Source organism: Ensifer sp. LC384 (assembly GCF_001695865.1).
Classification (GTDB): domain Bacteria; phylum Pseudomonadota; class Alphaproteobacteria; order Rhizobiales; family Rhizobiaceae; genus Ensifer.
In genome coordinates this window covers 1-17338 of sequence record NZ_MBST01000050.1, presented here as the reverse complement: position 1 = coordinate 17338, position 17338 = coordinate 1, and the positions used below count along the sequence as shown (strand labels likewise).

Genomic DNA, 17338 nt, shown 5'->3' with positions numbered 1-17338 from the left:
TTGAACTCGCCGAAGTACTTCGTGATCGCTGCCGTCAGCGACGTCTTGCCATGGTCAACGTGGCCAATCGTGCCAATGTTAACGTGCGGCTTGTTGCGCTCAAATTTGCTCTTTGCCATTTTCGGCTCTCCGTTTCCTGTCCCCTATCGGGGAAATCTTATCTAACTGTTTCAGCGAAAGGGTATTCCGGTCACTTCTGACCGGAATACTTTGCCTGGATTTCCTGTGCGACGTTCGACGGGACCGGCGAGTAGTGATCGAAGGTCATCGTGTACTGGGCGCGGCCCTGAGACATCGAGCGCAGGTTGTCCACGTACTTGAACATGTTCGCCAGCGGGACGTTCGCGTTGATGACGACGGCAACACCGCGCGATTCCTGGCCCTGGATCTGGCCACGACGCGAGTTGAGGTCGCCGATAACGTCACCGACGTAATCTTCCGGTGTTACCACTTCGACCTTCATCATCGGCTCGAGGAGCTGAGCGCCGGCCTTCTTGGCTGCTTCACGGAAGCAAGCACGCGAAGCGATTTCGAACGCCAGAACCGACGAGTCAACGTCGTGGAAGGCACCGTCGATGAGCGTCGCCTTGACACCCAGCATCGGGAAGCCTGCGAGCGGACCCGAAGACAGAACGCTTTCGATGCCCTTCTGAACGCCCGGGATGTATTCCTTCGGAACAGCACCACCAACGATCTTGGACTCGAACTTGAAGTCTTCGCCATCCGGGTTCGGTTCGAAGACGATCTTGACGCGCGCGAACTGACCGGTACCACCGGACTGCTTCTTGTGCGTGTAGTCTTCTTCGTGCTGACGCGTGATGGTTTCGCGGTAGGCAACCTGCGGCGCGCCGACGGTTGCTTCGACCTTGAATTCGCGACGCATGCGGTCGACCAGGATGTCGAGGTGAAGTTCACCCATGCCTGCGATGATCGTCTGGCCCGACTCTTCGTCGGTCTTGACGCGGAACGACGGATCTTCTGCAGCCAGGCGGTTGAGCGCGAGGCCCATCTTTTCCTGGTCGCCCTTGGTCTTCGGCTCGATCGCGATCTGGATAACCGGCTCCGGGAATTCCATGCGCTCGAGGATAACCGGCTTCAGCGGGTCGCAGAGCGTATCGCCAGTGGTGGTTTCCTTGAGGCCAGCCAGAGCAACGATGTCGCCCGCAAAGGCTTCTTCAATGTCTTCACGGCTGTTGGAATGCATCTGGAGCATACGGCCGACGCGCTCGCGCTTTTCCTTGACCGTGTTCATGACCGACGTGCCCTTTTCGAGCTTGCCGGAGTAGATGCGGGCGAAGGTGAGCGAACCGACGAAGGGGTCGTTCATGATCTTGAAGGCGAGCATCGAAAGCGGCTCGCTGTCGTCAGCGTGGCGCTCGGTCTCGGATTCGGTCTTGACGTCGATGCCCTTGATCGCCGGGATGTCCAGCGGCGACGGCAGGTAGTCGACAACCGCGTCGAGAAGCGGCTGAACGCCCTTGTTCTTGAACGCGGTACCGCAGAACATCGGGTGGAACTTCACGTCGATGGTGCCACGGCGAACGAGCGCGCGGATCTGGTCGTTGTCCGGCAGGTTGCCTTCGAGGTACGCTTCGGTCGCAGCTTCGTCGATCTCGACAACCGTCTCGATCAGAAGTTCGCGGTACTTCTGCGCTTCTGCCTTCATGTCATCAGGAATTTCGACGACGTCCCACTGGGCGCCGAGCGATTCGTCGCGCCAGATGAGAGCGTTCATCTCGATCAGGTCGATGACGCCCTTGAACTCGGTCTCAGCGCCGATCGGCAGCTGCATGACAACCGGGATCGCACCGAGGCGCGACTTGATCATCGAGACAGAGCGGTAGAAGTCAGCGCCGGTCTTGTCCATCTTGTTGCAGAAGATCATGCGCGGAACATGGTACTTCTCAGCCTGACGCCAGACGGTTTCCGTCTGCGGCTCAACACCGGCGTTGGCGTCGAGCAGCGCGATGGCGCCGTCGAGCACGCGCAGCGAACGTTCGACTTCGATGGTGAAGTCAACGTGGCCGGGGGTGTCGATGATGTTGAAGCGGCGGGTCTTGCCGTCACGGCCCTTCCAGAAGGTGGTCGTCGCAGCAGACGTGATCGTGATGCCGCGTTCCTGCTCCTGCTCCATCCAGTCCATGGTAGCGGCGCCGTCGTGGACTTCGCCGATCTTATGGGACTTGCCGGTGTAGTAGAGAATGCGTTCGGTCGTCGTCGTCTTGCCGGCGTCGATGTGCGCCATGATACCGAAGTTGCGGTAGTCTTCGATTTTGTATTCGCGAGCCATAGGGACTCCCTTTCGAAATTGGTCGTCGATTACCAGCGGTAGTGCGAGAATGCACGGTTGGCGTCGGCCATCTTGTGCGTGTCTTCGCGCTTCTTGACGGCGCTGCCACGGTTGTTCGCAGCGTCCATGAGTTCGCCGCAGAGGCGATCAACCATGGTCGTTTCGTTGCGCTTGCGGGCAGCGGCAATCAGCCAGCGGATGGCGAGCGCCTGACGGCGTTCCGGACGGACGTCGACGGGAACCTGGTAGGTTGCACCACCAACGCGACGCGAACGGACTTCGACGTGCGGAGCGATGTTGTCGAGGGCCGAATGGAACACGGCGATCGGCTCCTGCTTCAGCTTGCCCTGAACGGCATCGAAGGCACCGTAAACGATGCTTTCAGCAACCGACTTCTTACCATGAAGCATGATTGCGTTCATGAACTTGGTGACAACCAGATCGCCGAACTTCGGGTCCGGGTTGATCTCGCGCTTTTCTGCACTGTGACGACGTGACATACGTTTTGTCTCTCAACTGTTGACTGGCGCCTTAACACGCGGAGAACCTCGCGCAGCGCCGAATTCGTGAAACCCGAAATTACTTCGGACGCTTCGCACCATACTTGGAGCGGCGCTGCTTGCGGTTCTTGACACCCTGCGTATCGAGAACGCCGCGGATGATGTGGTAACGGACACCCGGAAGGTCCTTTACGCGGCCGCCGCGGATCATGACAACCGAGTGTTCCTGAAGGTTGTGACCTTCACCCGGGATATAGCCGATGACTTCGAAGCCGTTGGTCAAGCGAATCTTGGCAACCTTACGCAGAGCCGAGTTCGGCTTCTTCGGGGTCGTCGTGTAGACGCGGGTGCAAACGCCGCGCTTCTGCGGGTTTTCCTGCAGAGCAGGAACCTTGTTGCGCTTTACCTGTGCCTGACGCGGCTTACGGATCAGCTGGTTTACGGTAGGCATGTAACCATCCCTTGCAAAATCTTGTCTCGTTACCCTTGCGGGCGGATCGTTGCCGTCTCCGGCGATACGAACACCTGTAAAATGCGCAAACGAGGACCGATCCGCCTTATCGCGGATGGCCCTACAAAAAGCAGAGGACACACAATTTCGCGCGTCATGCGTGCAGCATTTTTTGTAGTCAGCGTGCGTTTCGAACCTTGTTTGAGGCGAACTCCAGAACGCGACGTTCCGAACCAGCCAGCCTCACATGGGCTCCGATGCGGCGGGGTGTACTGATTTCAAGGCCGACAGTCAAGGGCAATTAACAAATATTCTCCGGCCAGAGGGCCTGTCATGCCCGGAAAACAAGGCTTTGGCGCGCGTGGCGGGGGGTCAAGGCGACCGGGATTGCACCTGAACACAAGCAGCTTCCAACAGGGTTAAGGAATCGGCAACCAGTTTGTGACGGTTTTCCACCGTAACGATTCTACCCGCCACCAAAGCCTGTGGCCTCACCGCTATTTCTTTCGCACTGCACTGAAAAGGGCGCTAAAGTCAGCCACGCACTCGAAAGGATATTCAATGAGCGTCACGCCTGACAACGACAATGCACCGGACGAGCCGATGGTCTTCATCATCATCGGCAAGGCCTACGAGACCGACGGAGACGACGAAGGCGTCGACATTCACGTGATGTTGCGCGCTCCCGACGACGACACGGCCGTGCGCGAGGCGCTGAATGCGCTCGCCGAGGAAGGCTTCCTCGAGGCCGATCTCGATCAGATCGGCACACTGACCGACGTGCCGAACGACGAGCCGCATGCCTCGGCCTACCAGGGCGCCCTTGAGGGCGAAGTTGCGATCATTCGTTTCAGCTGAGGCCGTCGGCGCCCTATTGCATAATTCCTTAAATCAGAATCGATTTAAGCAGGAAATTATGCGGCAAGCTTAAAGCGTTCCAGCGTCCTTTGCGCGTCACACTTGACGCGCGGCGCTGTAGCGCCGGATCCTTCCAGCCTGCCACAATGAAAAAGCCGCCCGGATCGCTCCGGGCGGCTTTTTTGATTTGAGGAAACGAGGGCGGGAACCGCCCTCCTCCTATTATTCGGCCGCTGCGTTTTCCTTCGCGAGATCGGCGAGCATCGGGGTTGCAACATCTGCGCCCGTACCCTTGCGGCGCTCTTCGAGAATCATCTCGTCGCGCGCCGTCGCGATGCGGCGGATCTGCGTCATCGTTCCGCCGGTACCAGCCGGGATCAGACGGCCGACGATGACGTTTTCCTTCAGACCCTGCAGGCCGTCGACCTTGCCGGCGATCGCCGCTTCGGTCAGGACCTTGGTGGTTTCCTGGAACGACGCCGCCGAGATGAACGACGGTGTCTGCAGCGAGGCCTTGGTGATGCCGAGCAGGACCGGATCGCCGTAAGCCGGCTTCTTGCCCTGTTCGATCAGGCCGTCGTTGACGTCTTCGAGCTCAATGCGATCGACGTTGTCACCGACGATGTAGGTCGAGTCGCCGGCATCGGTGATTTCCACCTTCTGCAGCATCTGACGAACGATGACTTCGATGTGCTTGTCGTTGATCACAACGCCCTGCAGTCGGTAGACTTCCTGGATTTCGTTGACCAGGTAGGAAGCGAGTGCTTCCACGCCCTTGATCGCCAGGATGTCGTGCGGCGCCGGGTTGCCGTCGAGGATGTAGTCGCCCTTTTCGATGTAGTCGCCATCCTGAAGATGGAAGGGCTTGCCCTTCGGGATCAGGTATTCGACCGGCTCGACACCGTCTTCAGCAGGCTCGATCAGAACGCGACGCTTGTTCTTGTAGTCGCGACCGAAGCGTATCGTACCATCGATCTCAGCGATGATGGCGTGATCCTTCGGACGACGTGCTTCGAACAGTTCGGCAACGCGCGGCAGACCACCGGTGATGTCCTTGGTCTTGGCGCTTTCCAGCGGCGAACGTGCAAGCACGTCACCCTGCGACACCTTCGTACCCGGTTCGACCGAAAGAATGGCGTCAACCGAAAGCATGAAGCGGGCGTCACCACCACGCGACAGCTTCATGACCGCGCCGTTCTTGTCCTTGATGACGATCGCCGGCTTCAGGTCCGTACCGCGCGGCGTCGAACGCCAATCGATAACCTGACGCTTGGTGATGCCGGTGGACTCGTCGGTCGCTTCGAGCACCGAGATGCCGTCGACGACGTCTTCGAAGTGAACGGTACCTTCCACTTCCGTCATCATCGGACGGGTGTAGGGATCCCACTCGGCGAGACGCTGACCGCGCTTCACCTTGTCACCGTCGTCGACAAAGATCTTCGAACCGTAGGCGACACGCTGCGAGGAGCGCTCCACACCACGCTCGTCCAGGATCTGGACGGCCATGTTGCGGCCCATGGCGACGAGAACGCCGTCAGAGTTGCGCAGCATGTTGCGGTTCTTGATCTGCACCGTGCCTTCGTAGGACGCTTCCAGGAACGACTGGTCGACCACGGTCGCCGTACCGCCCAGGTGGAAGGTACGCATGGTGAGCTGGGTGCCCGGTTCACCGATCGACTGTGCGGCGATAACGCCAACCGCTTCACCCATGTTGACCGGCGTACCACGTGCCAGGTCGCGGCCGTAGCAGACGCCGCAAACGCCCGTCTGGATTTCGCAGGTCAGCGCCGAACGGATACGGATCGACTGGATGCCAGCCTTCTCGATCTCGATGACGTCGGGTTCAAGGATCATCCGGCCGGCGTCGACGATGCGAGCGCCCGTGACCGGGTGATCGATGTCGTCCAGAGCCGTACGGCCAAGAATACGAGCGCCAAGCGAAGCCACAACCTGACCGGCATCGACGATCGCCGTCATGGTGAGGCCGTTCTCGGTGCCGCAATCGACGGAGTTGACGATGCAGTCCTGCGCCACGTCGACGAGACGACGGGTCAGGTAACCGGAGTTCGCGGTCTTCAAGGCGGTGTCGGCCAGACCCTTACGGGCACCGTGGGTCGAGTTGAAGTACTCGTTAACGGTGAGGCCTTCCTTGAAGTTCGAGATGATCGGCGTCTCGATGATTTCACCCGACGGCTTGGCCATCAGGCCGCGCATGCCGCCCAGCTGACGCATCTGGTTCGGAGAACCACGGGCGCCGGAGTGCGACATCATGTAGATCGAGTTCATCGGCTTCTGACGGCCGTTGTCGTCGAACTCCACAGCCTTAATGCGGGCCATCATTTCGTCGGCGACCTTTTCGGTCGCCTTACCCCAGGCGTCGACAACCTTGTTGTACTTTTCGCCCTGGGTGATGAGGCCGTCATTGTACTGCTGCTCGTATTCCTTCACGAGCGCTTCAGTATCGCCGACGATCTTCACCTTGGTGTCCGGAATGACCATGTCGTCCTTGCCGAACGAAATGCCGGCGCGGCACGCATGGGCAAAGCCGAGCTGCATGATGCGGTCGCAGAAGATGACCGTGTCTTTCTGACCGCAGTGACGGTAGACCGTGTCGATCATCTTGGAGATGTTCTTCTTGGTCATTTCCTGGTTGCAGGTCTCGAACGGCACGTTGACGTTGCGCGGCAGCAATTCGCCGATGATCATGCGGCCAGGCGTGGTTTCGTAGATCTTCGAAACCGGGTTGCCCTCGGCGTCGACGGTCTTGAAGCGGCCACGGATCTTGGCGTGCAGCGTCACGGCCTTGGTTTCGAGCGCGTGATGCAGCTCGCCCATGTCCGAGAACGCCATGCCTTCGCCCGGCTCGTTCTGGTTCAGGATCGACAGATAGTAGAGACCCAGAACCATGTCCTGCGACGGAACGATGATCGGCGCGCCGTTAGCCGGGTGCAGAATGTTGTTCGTCGACATCATCAGCACGCGTGCTTCGAGCTGCGCTTCGAGCGACAGCGGCACGTGAACGGCCATCTGGTCACCGTCGAAGTCGGCGTTGAAGGCCGTGCAGACGAGCGGGTGCAGCTGGATCGCCTTGCCTTCGACCAGGGTCGGTTCGAAGGCCTGGATGCCCAGCCGGTGCAGCGTCGGTGCGCGGTTCAACAGAACCGGATGTTCGCGGATGACCTCGTCGAGGATATCCCAGACTTCAGGCTTTTCCTTTTCGACGAGCTTCTTGGCCTGCTTGACGGTCGAGGAATAACCCTTGGCGTCGAGACGGGCGTAGATGAACGGCTTGAACAGCTCGAGCGCCATCTTCTTCGGAAGGCCGCACTGGTGCAGCTTCAGTTCCGGACCGGTCACGATAACCGAGCGGCCGGAATAGTCGACGCGCTTGCCGAGCAGGTTCTGACGGAAGCGGCCCTGCTTGCCCTTGAGCATGTCGGACAGCGACTTCAGCGGACGCTTGTTGGCGCCGGTGATGACGCGACCGCGGCGGCCGTTGTCGAACAGCGCGTCCACGGATTCCTGCAGCATGCGCTTTTCGTTGCGGATGATGATGCCCGGAGCACGCAGCTCGATCAGACGCTTCAGACGGTTGTTGCGGTTGATCACACGACGATAGAGATCGTTCAGATCCGACGTCGCGAAACGGCCACCGTCGAGCGGCACGAGCGGGCGCAGGTCCGGCGGGATCACCGGAACGACCTTCATGATCATCCATTCCGGACGGTTGCCGGATTCCATGAAGTTCTCGACGATCTTCAGCCGCTTCATCAGCTTCTTCTGCTTCAGATCCGAGGTGGTCTCGGCCAGTTCCGAACGCAGATCGCCGGCGATCTTTTCGAGGTTCATCGAAGCGAGCATTTCATAGATCGCTTCAGCACCGATCATCGCGGTGAACTGATCTTCGCCGAACTCATCGACGGCGAGCATGTAGTCTTCTTCGCTGAGAAGCTGGTTTTCCTTCAGCGATGTCAGACCAGGCTCGGTGACGATGTAATTTTCGAAGTACAGAACGCGTTCGACATCCTTCAGCGTCATGTCGAGCAGCGTCGAAATGCGTGATGGCAGCGACTTCAGGAACCAGATGTGGGCAACGGGAGCAGCGAGCTCGATGTGGCCCATGCGCTCACGGCGAACGCGCGACAGCGTCACTTCGACGCCGCACTTTTCGCAGATGATGCCCTTGTACTTCATACGCTTGTACTTGCCGCACAGGCATTCGTAATCCTTGATCGGACCGAAGATACGGGCGCAGAAAAGACCATCGCGTTCCGGCTTGAACGTGCGGTAGTTGATCGTCTCCGGCTTCTTGATCTCACCGTAAGACCAGGAAAGAATCTTCTCCGGCGAGGCGATCGAAATCCGGATGGAATCGAAAGTCTGTGCAGGCACCTGCGGATTGAAAAGATTCATGACCTCTTGGTTCATGCCTGTCTCCTTTACGGGCTTAACGCCCTGAGCTTGGCGAGGGTGCCGACAAATCCCGGGCGCCGGCCCCTGCCCCATAAACAGCTAAAACCGCATCTGATGCGGCCCCGTTCCTCTCGCTTGCCAATGAAGCCTTGCGGAGGAAGCGGTGCGCGCCGCGATGCGGCACGCACCTTGATGTTTCTTATTCGGCTGCGTCAGGCAGCTGTGCTGCACCGAGTTCGTCGACCTTGGTGTTCTCGAGTTCAACCGACAGGCCCAGCGAGCGCATTTCCTTGACGAGAACGTTGAAGCTCTCCGGAATGCCCGCTTCGAAGGTGTCGTCGCCACGGACGATCGCTTCGTAGACCTTCGTACGACCTGCCACGTCGTCCGACTTCACCGTCAGCATTTCCTGCAGGGTGTAGGCGGCGCCGTAGGCTTCGAGAGCCCAGACTTCCATTTCCCCGAAGCGCTGACCGCCGAACTGCGCCTTGCCGCCCAGCGGCTGCTGGGTAACGAGCGAGTAAGGACCGATCGAACGGGCGTGGATCTTGTCGTCGACAAGGTGGTTCAGCTTCAGCATGTAGATGTAGCCGACGGTCACCTGGCGGTCGAACTGATCGCCGGTACGGCCATCATAAAGCGTCGACTGACCGGTTACCTTCAAGCCCGCCTGCTCCAGCATCTCGTTAACGTCGGCTTCGACAGCACCGTCGAAGACCGGCGTTGCGATCGAAACGCCGCGACGGGTCTGCTCGGCAAGCCGTACGATCGACGCGTCGTCGTACTGCTTGATCGGCTCACCCTTCGGACCCGACCCGATGACGCTGTCGATGGTGTCGCGCAGCGGCTGGATATCGGCACCTGCCTTGTAGGCATCAAGCATCGCACCGATCTTCTTGCCCATGCCGGCGCAAGCCCAGCCAAGATGGGTTTCGAGGATTTGGCCGACGTTCATGCGCGAAGGCACGCCGAGCGGGTTCAGAACGACGTCGACGTGCGTACCATCTTCCAGGAACGGCATGTCTTCGATCGGCACGATGCGCGACACCACACCCTTGTTGCCGTGACGGCCGGCCATCTTGTCGCCCGGCTGGATCTTGCGCTTAACCGCGACGAAGACCTTGACCATCTTCATGACGCCCGGCGGCATTTCATCGCCGCGCTGGACCTTTTCGACCTTGTCCATGAAGCGCTGCTCAAGGCGCGACTTGGATTCGTCGTACTGGGCGCGAAGCGCTTCGATCTCGCCCTGAGCCTTTTCGTCTTCGATGGCAAACATCCACCACTGCGAGCGGGGATATTCGCTGACGACGAGGTTGGACAGCTCAGTGCCCTTCTTGAAGCCCTTCGGACCTGCAACCGCGGTGTGGCCGCGCAGCATGTCGACGAGACGTGCGTAGACGTTGCGATCGAGGATCGCCTGTTCGTCGTCGCGGTCCTTGGCCAGGCGTTCGATTTCCTCACGCTCGATCGCCATCGCGCGCTCGTCCTTCTCAACGCCGTGGCGATTGAAGACGCGAACTTCGACGACGGTGCCGAACGTGCCCGGAGGCATGCGCATGGACGTGTCGCGGACGTCGGAAGCCTTTTCACCGAAGATGGCGCGCAGAAGCTTTTCTTCCGGCGTCATCGGGCTTTCGCCCTTCGGCGTGATCTTGCCGACCAGGATATCGCCCGGCTGAACTTCAGCACCGATGTAGACGATGCCGGCTTCGTCGAGATTACGCAGCGCTTCTTCCGAAACGTTCGGAATGTCGCGGGTAATTTCTTCCGGGCCCAGCTTGGTATCACGCGCCATCACTTCGAACTCTTCGATGTGAATGGAGGTGAACACGTCGTCGCGCACGATGCGTTCGGACAGCAGGATCGAGTCTTCGTAGTTGTAGCCGTTCCACGGCATGAACGCGACGAGCGCGTTGCGGCCGAGCGCCAGATCGCCGAGATCGGTCGATGGACCGTCAGCGATGATGTCGCCCTTGTTCAGGATGTCACCGACGGTGACCAGCGGACGCTGGTTGACGCAGGTGTTCTGGTTCGAACGCTGGAACTTCTGCAGGCGGTAGATATCGACGCCCGACTTCGACGGATCGAGGTCTTCGGTGGCGCGGATAACGATACGGGTCGCATCGACCTGGTCGACGACACCGCCACGGCGGGCTGCGATAGCAGCGCCGGAGTCGCGGGCAACGACCGGTTCCATGCCGGTACCGACGAACGGAGCTTCGGCGCGCAGCAAAGGCACGGCCTGACGCTGCATGTTCGAGCCCATCAGTGCGCGGTTGGCGTCATCGTTCTCAAGGAACGGGATGAGCGCCGCGGCGACCGAAACGAGCTGCTTCGGCGAAACGTCCATCAGGTTGATGTTGTCGCGCGGTGCCAGCATAACTTCGCCGGCATGGCGGCAAACGACGAATTCTTCCGAGAACGAACCATCGCTCTCGAGAACCGAGTTTGCCTGGGCGACGTGGTACTTCGCTTCTTCCATCGCCGAGAGATAGACGACGTCGTTCGTCACCTTGCCGTCAACGATCTTGCGGTACGGGCTTTCGATGAAGCCGTACTTGTTGACGCGGGCAAAGGTTGCAAGCGAGTTGATCAGACCGATGTTCGGGCCTTCCGGCGTTTCAATCGGGCAGATACGGCCGTAGTGCGTCGGATGAACGTCGCGGACTTCGAAGCCTGCGCGCTCGCGGGTCAGACCACCCGGGCCAAGTGCCGAAAGACGACGCTTGTGGGTGATTTCCGAAAGCGGGTTCACCTGGTCCATGAACTGCGACAGCTGCGAGGAGCCGAAGAATTCGCGGACGGCTGCGGCAGCCGGCTTTGCGTTGATCAGGTCCTGCGGCATGACGGTGTCGATTTCGATCGACGACATGCGTTCCTTGATCGCGCGCTCCATGCGCAAGAGACCGAGGCGGTACTGGTTTTCCATCAACTCGCCGACCGAACGAACACGGCGGTTGCCGAGGTTGTCGATGTCGTCGATTTCGCCCTTGCCGTCACGCAGCTCGACCAGCATCTTGACGACAGCCAGGATGTCTTCCTTGCGCAGGATACGGACGGTATCCGCCACTTCAAGGTCGAGGCGCATGTTCATCTTCACGCGGCCGACGGCCGAGAGGTCGTAACGCTCGGCATCGAAGAACAGCGTGTTGAACATGGCTTCCGCGGAATCCATGGTCGGCGGTTCGCCCGGACGCATCACGCGGTAGATATCGAACAGAGCGTCCTGACGGTTCTCGTTCTTGTCCACGGTCAACGTGTTGCGGATGTAGGCGCCGACATTGATATGGTCGATGTCGAGAACCGGGATTTCGTCGAAGCCGGCCGACAGAATGACGGGAAGCGTCTTCTCGTCGATCTCGTCGCCTGCTTCAAGGTAGATTTCACCGGTCGCGAAGTTGACGATGTCTTCGGCAAGGTAGTTGCCATACAGGTCGTCGTCGGTCGCCTTGAGGGCCTTCAGGCCCTTTTCCTGCAACTGGCGCAGCAGGCGCGGCGTCAGCTTCTTCCCACCTTCGACAACCACTTCGCCGGTGTCGGCGTCGATCATGTCGGTGATGACCTTCTGGCCCTTCAGTGCGTCCGGCTGGAACGGCACGCGCCAGCCTTCGCCGTCGCGCTGGTAAAGCGACTTCGTGTAGAAGGTGTCGAGGATTTCCTCGCCGTCCATGCCAAGTGCCATCAGCAGCGAAGATACGGGGATCTTGCGGCGGCGGTCGATACGGGCGTGGACGATGTCCTTGGCGTCGAACTCGATGTCGAGCCAGGAACCGCGATACGGAATCACGCGGGCAGCGAAGAGCAGCTTGCCGGAAGAATGGCTCTTGCCCTTGTCGTGATCGAAGAACACGCCCGGGGAACGGTGCATCTGCGAAACGATGACGCGCTCGGTGCCGTTGACGATGAAGGTACCGTTGTCGGTCATGAGCGGCATGTCGCCCATGTAGACGTTCTGTTCCTTGATGTCCTTGATCGACTTCGCGCCGGTATCCTCGTCAATATCGAATACGATCAGGCGGAGCGTCACCTTGAGAGGCGCCGCGTAGGTCAGATCGCGCTGACGGCATTCTTCGACGTCGAACTTCGGCTGTTCGAATTCGTAGGATACGAACTCGAGCATCGAAGCGCCGGAGAAATCCTTGATCGGGAAAACCGATTTGAAAACGGCTTGAAGGCCCTCATCAGGGCGTCCGCCCTTGGGCTCTTCAACCATAAGAAACTGGTCGTAGGATGCCTTCTGAACCTCGATGAGGTTCGGCATCTCCGCGACTTCTGGAATTTTACCAAAAAACTTGCGTACGCGCCTGCGACCGTTAAACGAAAGGGTCTGAGCCATCGTCGCTCCTTGTCAATCTTGCATCCGGGCCTGCAACGGACGGGAACCGATGGCCAGTCGACCCCGTCAATCAATGAGTAGTTCAATCTCGTCTAACTTGCGGAACACGCCCAGCGCGGATTGCTGTGCTGAATTCCGGTCGAGACCATCCTCTTGAAGAACCCATTACCCAAAGGCCGTTTTGCGACAGGCTTTTGGGTAATATGTTCTAAAAACGGTCAAAGAGAGGCGGCCGGAATGGCCACCTCCCCTTGCAAAATGCCGAATTACTTGACGTCAACCTTGGCGCCAGCTTCTTCGAGCTTCTTCTTGAGGTCAGCAGCTTCAGCCTTGGAAACGGCTTCCTTGACCGGCTTCGGAGCGCCTTCGACCAGGTCCTTGGCTTCCTTGAGGCCGAGACCGGTGATAGCGCGGACTTCCTTGATGACGTTGATCTTGTTGGCGCCAGCGTCAACGAGGATAACGTCAAACTCGGTCTTTTCTTCTTCGACCGGAGCAGCAGCGCCGGCGCCGCCAGCAGCAGCAACAGCTACCGGAGCAGCTGCAGAAACGCCCCACTTCTCTTCGAGCAGCTTGGAAAGCTCAGCAGCTTCCAGGACGGTCAGCGAGGAGAGGTCTTCAACGATCTTTGCGAGATCAGCCATTTTACTTTTCCTTTTGTTCGGTTCGAACTGGTTTTAAATACAACAGCGAAAATCCGCCTTAGGCGGCTTCGTCCTTCTTGGCATAGGCGGCGAACACGCGGGCAAGCTGGCTTGCCGGTGCTGCAACAACCGTAGCGACGCGAGTTGCCGGGGCATTGAGAAGGCCCAGCAGCTTTGCGCGCAGCTCGTCCAGCGAAGGCAGGGTCGCAAGCGACTTGACTGCATCGGCGGTGAGCGTGGTTGTTCCCATGGCGCCACCCAGAACAACGAGCTTGTCGTTGGTCTTGGCGAAATCCATGACGACCTTAGGAGCCGTGATCGGGTCTTGGCTGAATGCGATCAGCGTCTGACCCTTGAAGAGATTCGTCATCCCTTCCGACTCGGTGCCCTGAAGAGCGATCTTGGCCAGGCGGTTTTTCGCGACTTTGACGGTGCCGCCAGCAGCGCGCATCTTCGAACGGAAGTCGTTCATCTGCGCAACTGTGACACCAGCATAGTGGGCCACGACAACCGAACCGGAAGCCTTGAAGACTTCGTTCAGCTCCGTGACGAATTCGCGTTTTTCCGCTCTTTCCACTGTCTGTCTCCAGTTGACAGGGTTGCATGAACTGCAGCCCCTGCCGGGTTTGCCTTTGTCACCAGGGATCGTCAAAAGAAGATCCCAAGTAACGCTTGAGGATCCTGTCCCTTGGCGTTCCCGGAAAGCCGGGTCTGACACAAGGCAAGCGAGGCTCGAACCGAATTTCGACGCCTCCGGCGTCATTGCGAAATTCAGATCTTACCCGTCTCATGCAGGCCGAAGTGATTAAGGTAAAACCACCCGCAATCTCGGACAGGAGTTCCGGATCGAGATCCGGATTTCCGGCCCCGAAGAGCCGGAAATTCTTTCTCGGGCCGAAGCCCGAAATTTGTTAGGCGACGCTGAGCGTTGCCGGGTCGATCTTCAGGCCCGGGCCCATGGTCGACGAAATCGCTACGCGCTTGACGTAGTTGCCCTTGGCGCCGGCCGGCTTGGCCTTGACGACCGCGTCAGCGAAGGCGCGGATGTTTTCTTCCAGAGCCTTGGCGTCGAACGAAGCCTTGCCGATACCGGCGTGGATGATACCAGCCTTCTCGACGCGGAACTCGACGGCACCGCCCTTGGATGCCTTGACGGCACCGGCAACGTCCATGGTGACCGTTCCGACTTTCGGGTTCGGCATCATGCCGCGCGGGCCGAGTACCTTACCGAGGCGGCCGACGAGCGGCATCATGTCCGGGGTCGCGATGCAGCGATCGAAGTCGATCTTGCCGCCCTGAACGATTTCGACCAGTTCTTCAGCGCCGACGATGTCTGCACCGGCGGCCTTGGCTTCATCAGCCTTGGCGCCTCGTGCGAACACGGCAACGCGAACCGAGCGGCCCGTGCCGTTCGGCAGGTTGACGACGCCGCGAACCATCTGGTCGGCGTGGCGCGGGTCAACGCCGAGGTTCATCGCGACTTCAACAGTCTCGTCGAACTTGGCAGTTGCACGTTCCTTGACCAGCGAAACGGCTTCGGTGAGGCCGTAGATCTTCGTCGGGTCGATGCCCTCGCGGGACTTCTGTACACGCTTTGCAATCTTCGCCATGGTCTTAGCCCGCCACTTCCAGGCCCATGGAGCGGGCAGAGCCCTCGACCATTGCCATTGCGCCTTCGATATCGGCCGCGTTGAGGTCCTTCATCTTGGCCTCTGCGATCGTGCGGATCTGAGCCTTGGTGATCGAGCCAGCCTTGGCCTTGCCCGGGGTCTTCGAACCGGACGTGATCTTGGATTCACGCTTCAGGAAGTAGCTGACCGGCGGCTGCTTCATGACGAAGGTGAACGACTTGTCCTGGTAATAGGTGATGACGACCGGGATCGGCATACCCTTTTCCATTTCCTGCGTGGCGGCATTGAACGCCTTGCAGAATTCCATGATGTTAATGCCACGCTGACCGAGTGCAGGACCGATCGGCGGGGACGGATTGGCCGACCCTGCCTTCACCTGCAGCTTGAGCTGGCCTGCAACTTTCTTAGCCATTTCTCTCTGCCTCTCATTGCCTCATTTCGACGGATCGAAAGGAGGAACTGTTGCGCCGGTTTCCCGGCATTCTGCCGATCAGGGATCGGCGGCTGCGGTTGCGTGGTACGGACCCTTCGACCCGGCTAAGGCCGACGTCCTTCCACGCGCATGCGGATTTCTCCGCCAGGGCAGGCCTGGACGACCCACCCAATCTTTCTTGATCTTCTCAGACCTTCTCGACCTGGCCGTATTCCAGTTCGACCGGGGTCGCACGGCCAAAGATCGAAACCTCGACCTTTAGGCGCGACCGCTCCTCGTCGACATCCTGAACGATGCCGTTGAACGAGGCGAACGGACCATCCGAGACGCGAACCTGCTCGCCAATCTCAAAGGAGACGGACGGCTTCGGACGCTCGACGCCGTCCTGGACCTGGCCGAGGATACGATCGGCCTCATGGTCCGGAATCGGAACCGGCTTGCTGTCGGTCCCGAGGAAACCGGTAACCTTCGGCGTATTCTTGATGAGGTGATAGGCCTCATCCGTCAGGTTGGCGCGCACCAGGACATAACCCGGAAAGAACTTGCGCTCAGCATCAACCTTGCGGCCACGACGAACTTCGACGACCTTTTCGGTCGGAACGAGGATCTTTTCGAACAGGTGCCCAAGGCCCTTTTGCTTGGCCTTTTCCTCGATCGATTCAGCCACCTTCTTTTCGAAATTCGAATAGGCGTGAACAATGTACCAGCGTGCAGCCATGCTACCCTCCACCCAATCAAACGCCAGCGTTGAGGACTAGGCCGATCAGCCAACCCATCAACTGGTCCGCAGCGAAGAAGAAGGCAGCGGCAAAAAAGACCATGACAAAAACCATCAGCGTCGAGATCATCGTCTCGCGCCTGGAGGGCCAAGTTACTTTCGACGCCTCTGAGCGAACCTGCTGCAGAAACGTAAACGGATTCGTTTTGGATGCCATGTAATGCTCACGCCATTACGGCGCGTAAAGCCGATGAATCAGCCCCACGCACCGCGTGTCTGTTTGGACCCTACATAAAGACCGATTCCACAAATCACAAGAGGCATTCGGTCTTTTCTGTGAATTTCGATGGTCGGCCTATCCGACCTCCCTCTACCCTACTCGGCTTTCAGCCGCTTGCAAAGGTCGAAGGCAATGGCAGGGGCAGCCGGGCTTGAACCGACGACCTGCGGTTTTGGAGACCGCCGCTCTACCAACTGAGCTATACCCCTAGATCGCTCCGGTCGGTCATTCTCGAACCGGTCCGTGCATCAAGTCAGCGGCTTATTATTCAGTTTATCGGGCGATGACAAGCGTCTTTGACGGAAAAGATTCAAATTCTTGTGGCAAAAAGTGCGACGGCGCGCGACGCGCCTTTTCACTCTGCGCCGCATCGTCCGTCGCGCGCGATGCGCGCCGGGCTCTCCCACAGTCTCGGCAGTGTTGCGACCGCACTGAGATGTGCGCAAAGGGCCACACGCGTCGAGCCGCCGGCTTGGCTTTGCCCCGCGGCAGGCGCCCGCCACCATGCCCCGCGACGGGCCGCGTCATGCCTTGCATCACACTGGACACGCATCGGCGCAAGGGTCAGGCCTCCCTGCTGCCCCGAACCTGGCAAAAGGCTCACCCTCAACGAAAAAACCCCGCTGTTTCCAGCGGGGCCTTTTGAACCGAAGTAATCCGTGGATTACTCGACGATCGAAGCGACGATGCCGGCGCCGACGGTACGGCCGCCTTCGCGGATAGCGAAGCGCAGCTTTTCTTCCATCGCGATCGGAACGATCAGCTCAACGGCAACGGTGAC

At 59.4% G+C, this 17338-nt stretch carries 13 protein-coding genes, 1 tRNA gene and 1 pseudogene; 1 reads left to right on the top strand and 14 read right to left on the bottom strand.

The features are described 5' to 3' along the window. The 4 genes from BC363_RS33915 to rpsL form a co-directional block, all read right to left on the bottom strand. Positions 1–119 (bottom strand): GTP-binding protein (locus BC363_RS33915; protein ID WP_139108845.1); only part of this gene is annotated, 119 nt, incomplete at its 3' end. 71 nt (positions 120–190) lie between these two features. Further along, positions 191–2290, bottom strand: coding sequence for an elongation factor G (gene fusA, locus BC363_RS27315; protein ID WP_065786022.1), 2100 nt, complete (start codon positions 2288–2290; stop codon positions 191–193). 29 nt (positions 2291–2319) lie between these two features. Further along, positions 2320–2790 carry a 30S ribosomal protein S7 gene (gene rpsG, locus BC363_RS27310; RefSeq protein ID WP_025426662.1) on the bottom strand — a complete coding sequence of 157 codons (471 nt, stop codon included), beginning with the start codon at positions 2788–2790 and terminating at the stop codon, positions 2320–2322. A 79-nt stretch (positions 2791–2869) separates the two neighbouring features. Continuing rightward, positions 2870–3241 carry a 30S ribosomal protein S12 gene (rpsL, locus tag BC363_RS27305; protein ID WP_003507760.1) on the bottom strand — a complete coding sequence of 124 codons (372 nt, stop codon included), beginning with the start codon at positions 3239–3241 and terminating at the stop codon, positions 2870–2872. A 561-nt stretch (positions 3242–3802) separates the two neighbouring features. Between rpsL and BC363_RS27300 the strand changes: the two genes are divergently transcribed. Beyond that, a complete protein-coding gene (locus BC363_RS27300; protein WP_065786021.1) occupies positions 3803–4099 on the top strand; it encodes a transcriptional regulator in 297 nt (98 codons plus the stop codon). A gap of 222 nt (positions 4100–4321) precedes the next feature. On the opposite strand, the gene rpoC is transcribed toward BC363_RS27300, so the two are convergent. From rpoC to tuf, 10 genes and pseudogenes are all read right to left on the bottom strand, one after another. After that, positions 4322–8527 (bottom strand): DNA-directed RNA polymerase subunit beta', encoded by a 4206-nt coding sequence (gene rpoC, locus BC363_RS27295; RefSeq protein ID WP_065786020.1) that lies wholly within the window; start codon positions 8525–8527, stop codon positions 4322–4324. Positions 8528–8711: 184 nt separating this feature from the next. Further along, the gene (gene rpoB / locus BC363_RS27290; RefSeq protein ID WP_065786019.1) at positions 8712–12851 is read right to left on the bottom strand and encodes a DNA-directed RNA polymerase subunit beta; all 4140 of its coding nucleotides are present in this window, start codon (positions 12849–12851) and stop codon (positions 8712–8714) included. 266 nt (positions 12852–13117) lie between these two features. Beyond that, complete coding sequence (gene rplL, locus BC363_RS27285) at positions 13118–13495, bottom strand: 50S ribosomal protein L7/L12 (RefSeq protein ID WP_065786018.1); 378 nt, start codon at positions 13493–13495, stop codon at positions 13118–13120. A 58-nt stretch (positions 13496–13553) separates the two neighbouring features. Continuing rightward, complete coding sequence (gene rplJ / locus BC363_RS27280; RefSeq protein ID WP_065786017.1) at positions 13554–14072, bottom strand: 50S ribosomal protein L10; 519 nt, start codon at positions 14070–14072, stop codon at positions 13554–13556. A 334-nt stretch (positions 14073–14406) separates the two neighbouring features. Beyond that, a complete protein-coding gene (rplA, locus tag BC363_RS27275) occupies positions 14407–15105 on the bottom strand; it encodes a 50S ribosomal protein L1 (RefSeq protein ID WP_053247108.1) in 699 nt (232 codons plus the stop codon). Between the two features lie 4 nt (positions 15106–15109). Then, a complete protein-coding gene (gene rplK, locus BC363_RS27270; RefSeq protein ID WP_025426655.1) occupies positions 15110–15538 on the bottom strand; it encodes a 50S ribosomal protein L11 in 429 nt (142 codons plus the stop codon). Between the two features lie 208 nt (positions 15539–15746). Next, complete coding sequence (gene nusG, locus BC363_RS27265; RefSeq protein ID WP_065786016.1) at positions 15747–16277, bottom strand: transcription termination/antitermination protein NusG; 531 nt, start codon at positions 16275–16277, stop codon at positions 15747–15749. A gap of 16 nt (positions 16278–16293) precedes the next feature. Next, positions 16294–16494: a preprotein translocase subunit SecE gene (secE, locus tag BC363_RS27260; RefSeq protein ID WP_053247105.1), complete on the bottom strand. Its 201-nt coding sequence runs from the start codon at positions 16492–16494 to the stop codon at positions 16294–16296. Between the two features lie 196 nt (positions 16495–16690). Continuing rightward, positions 16691–16766: transfer RNA gene (locus tag BC363_RS27255), tRNA-Trp, on the bottom strand. Between the two features lie 455 nt (positions 16767–17221). Beyond that, positions 17222–17338 (bottom strand): annotated as a pseudogene (tuf, locus tag BC363_RS33910) (elongation factor Tu); the annotation flags it as partial.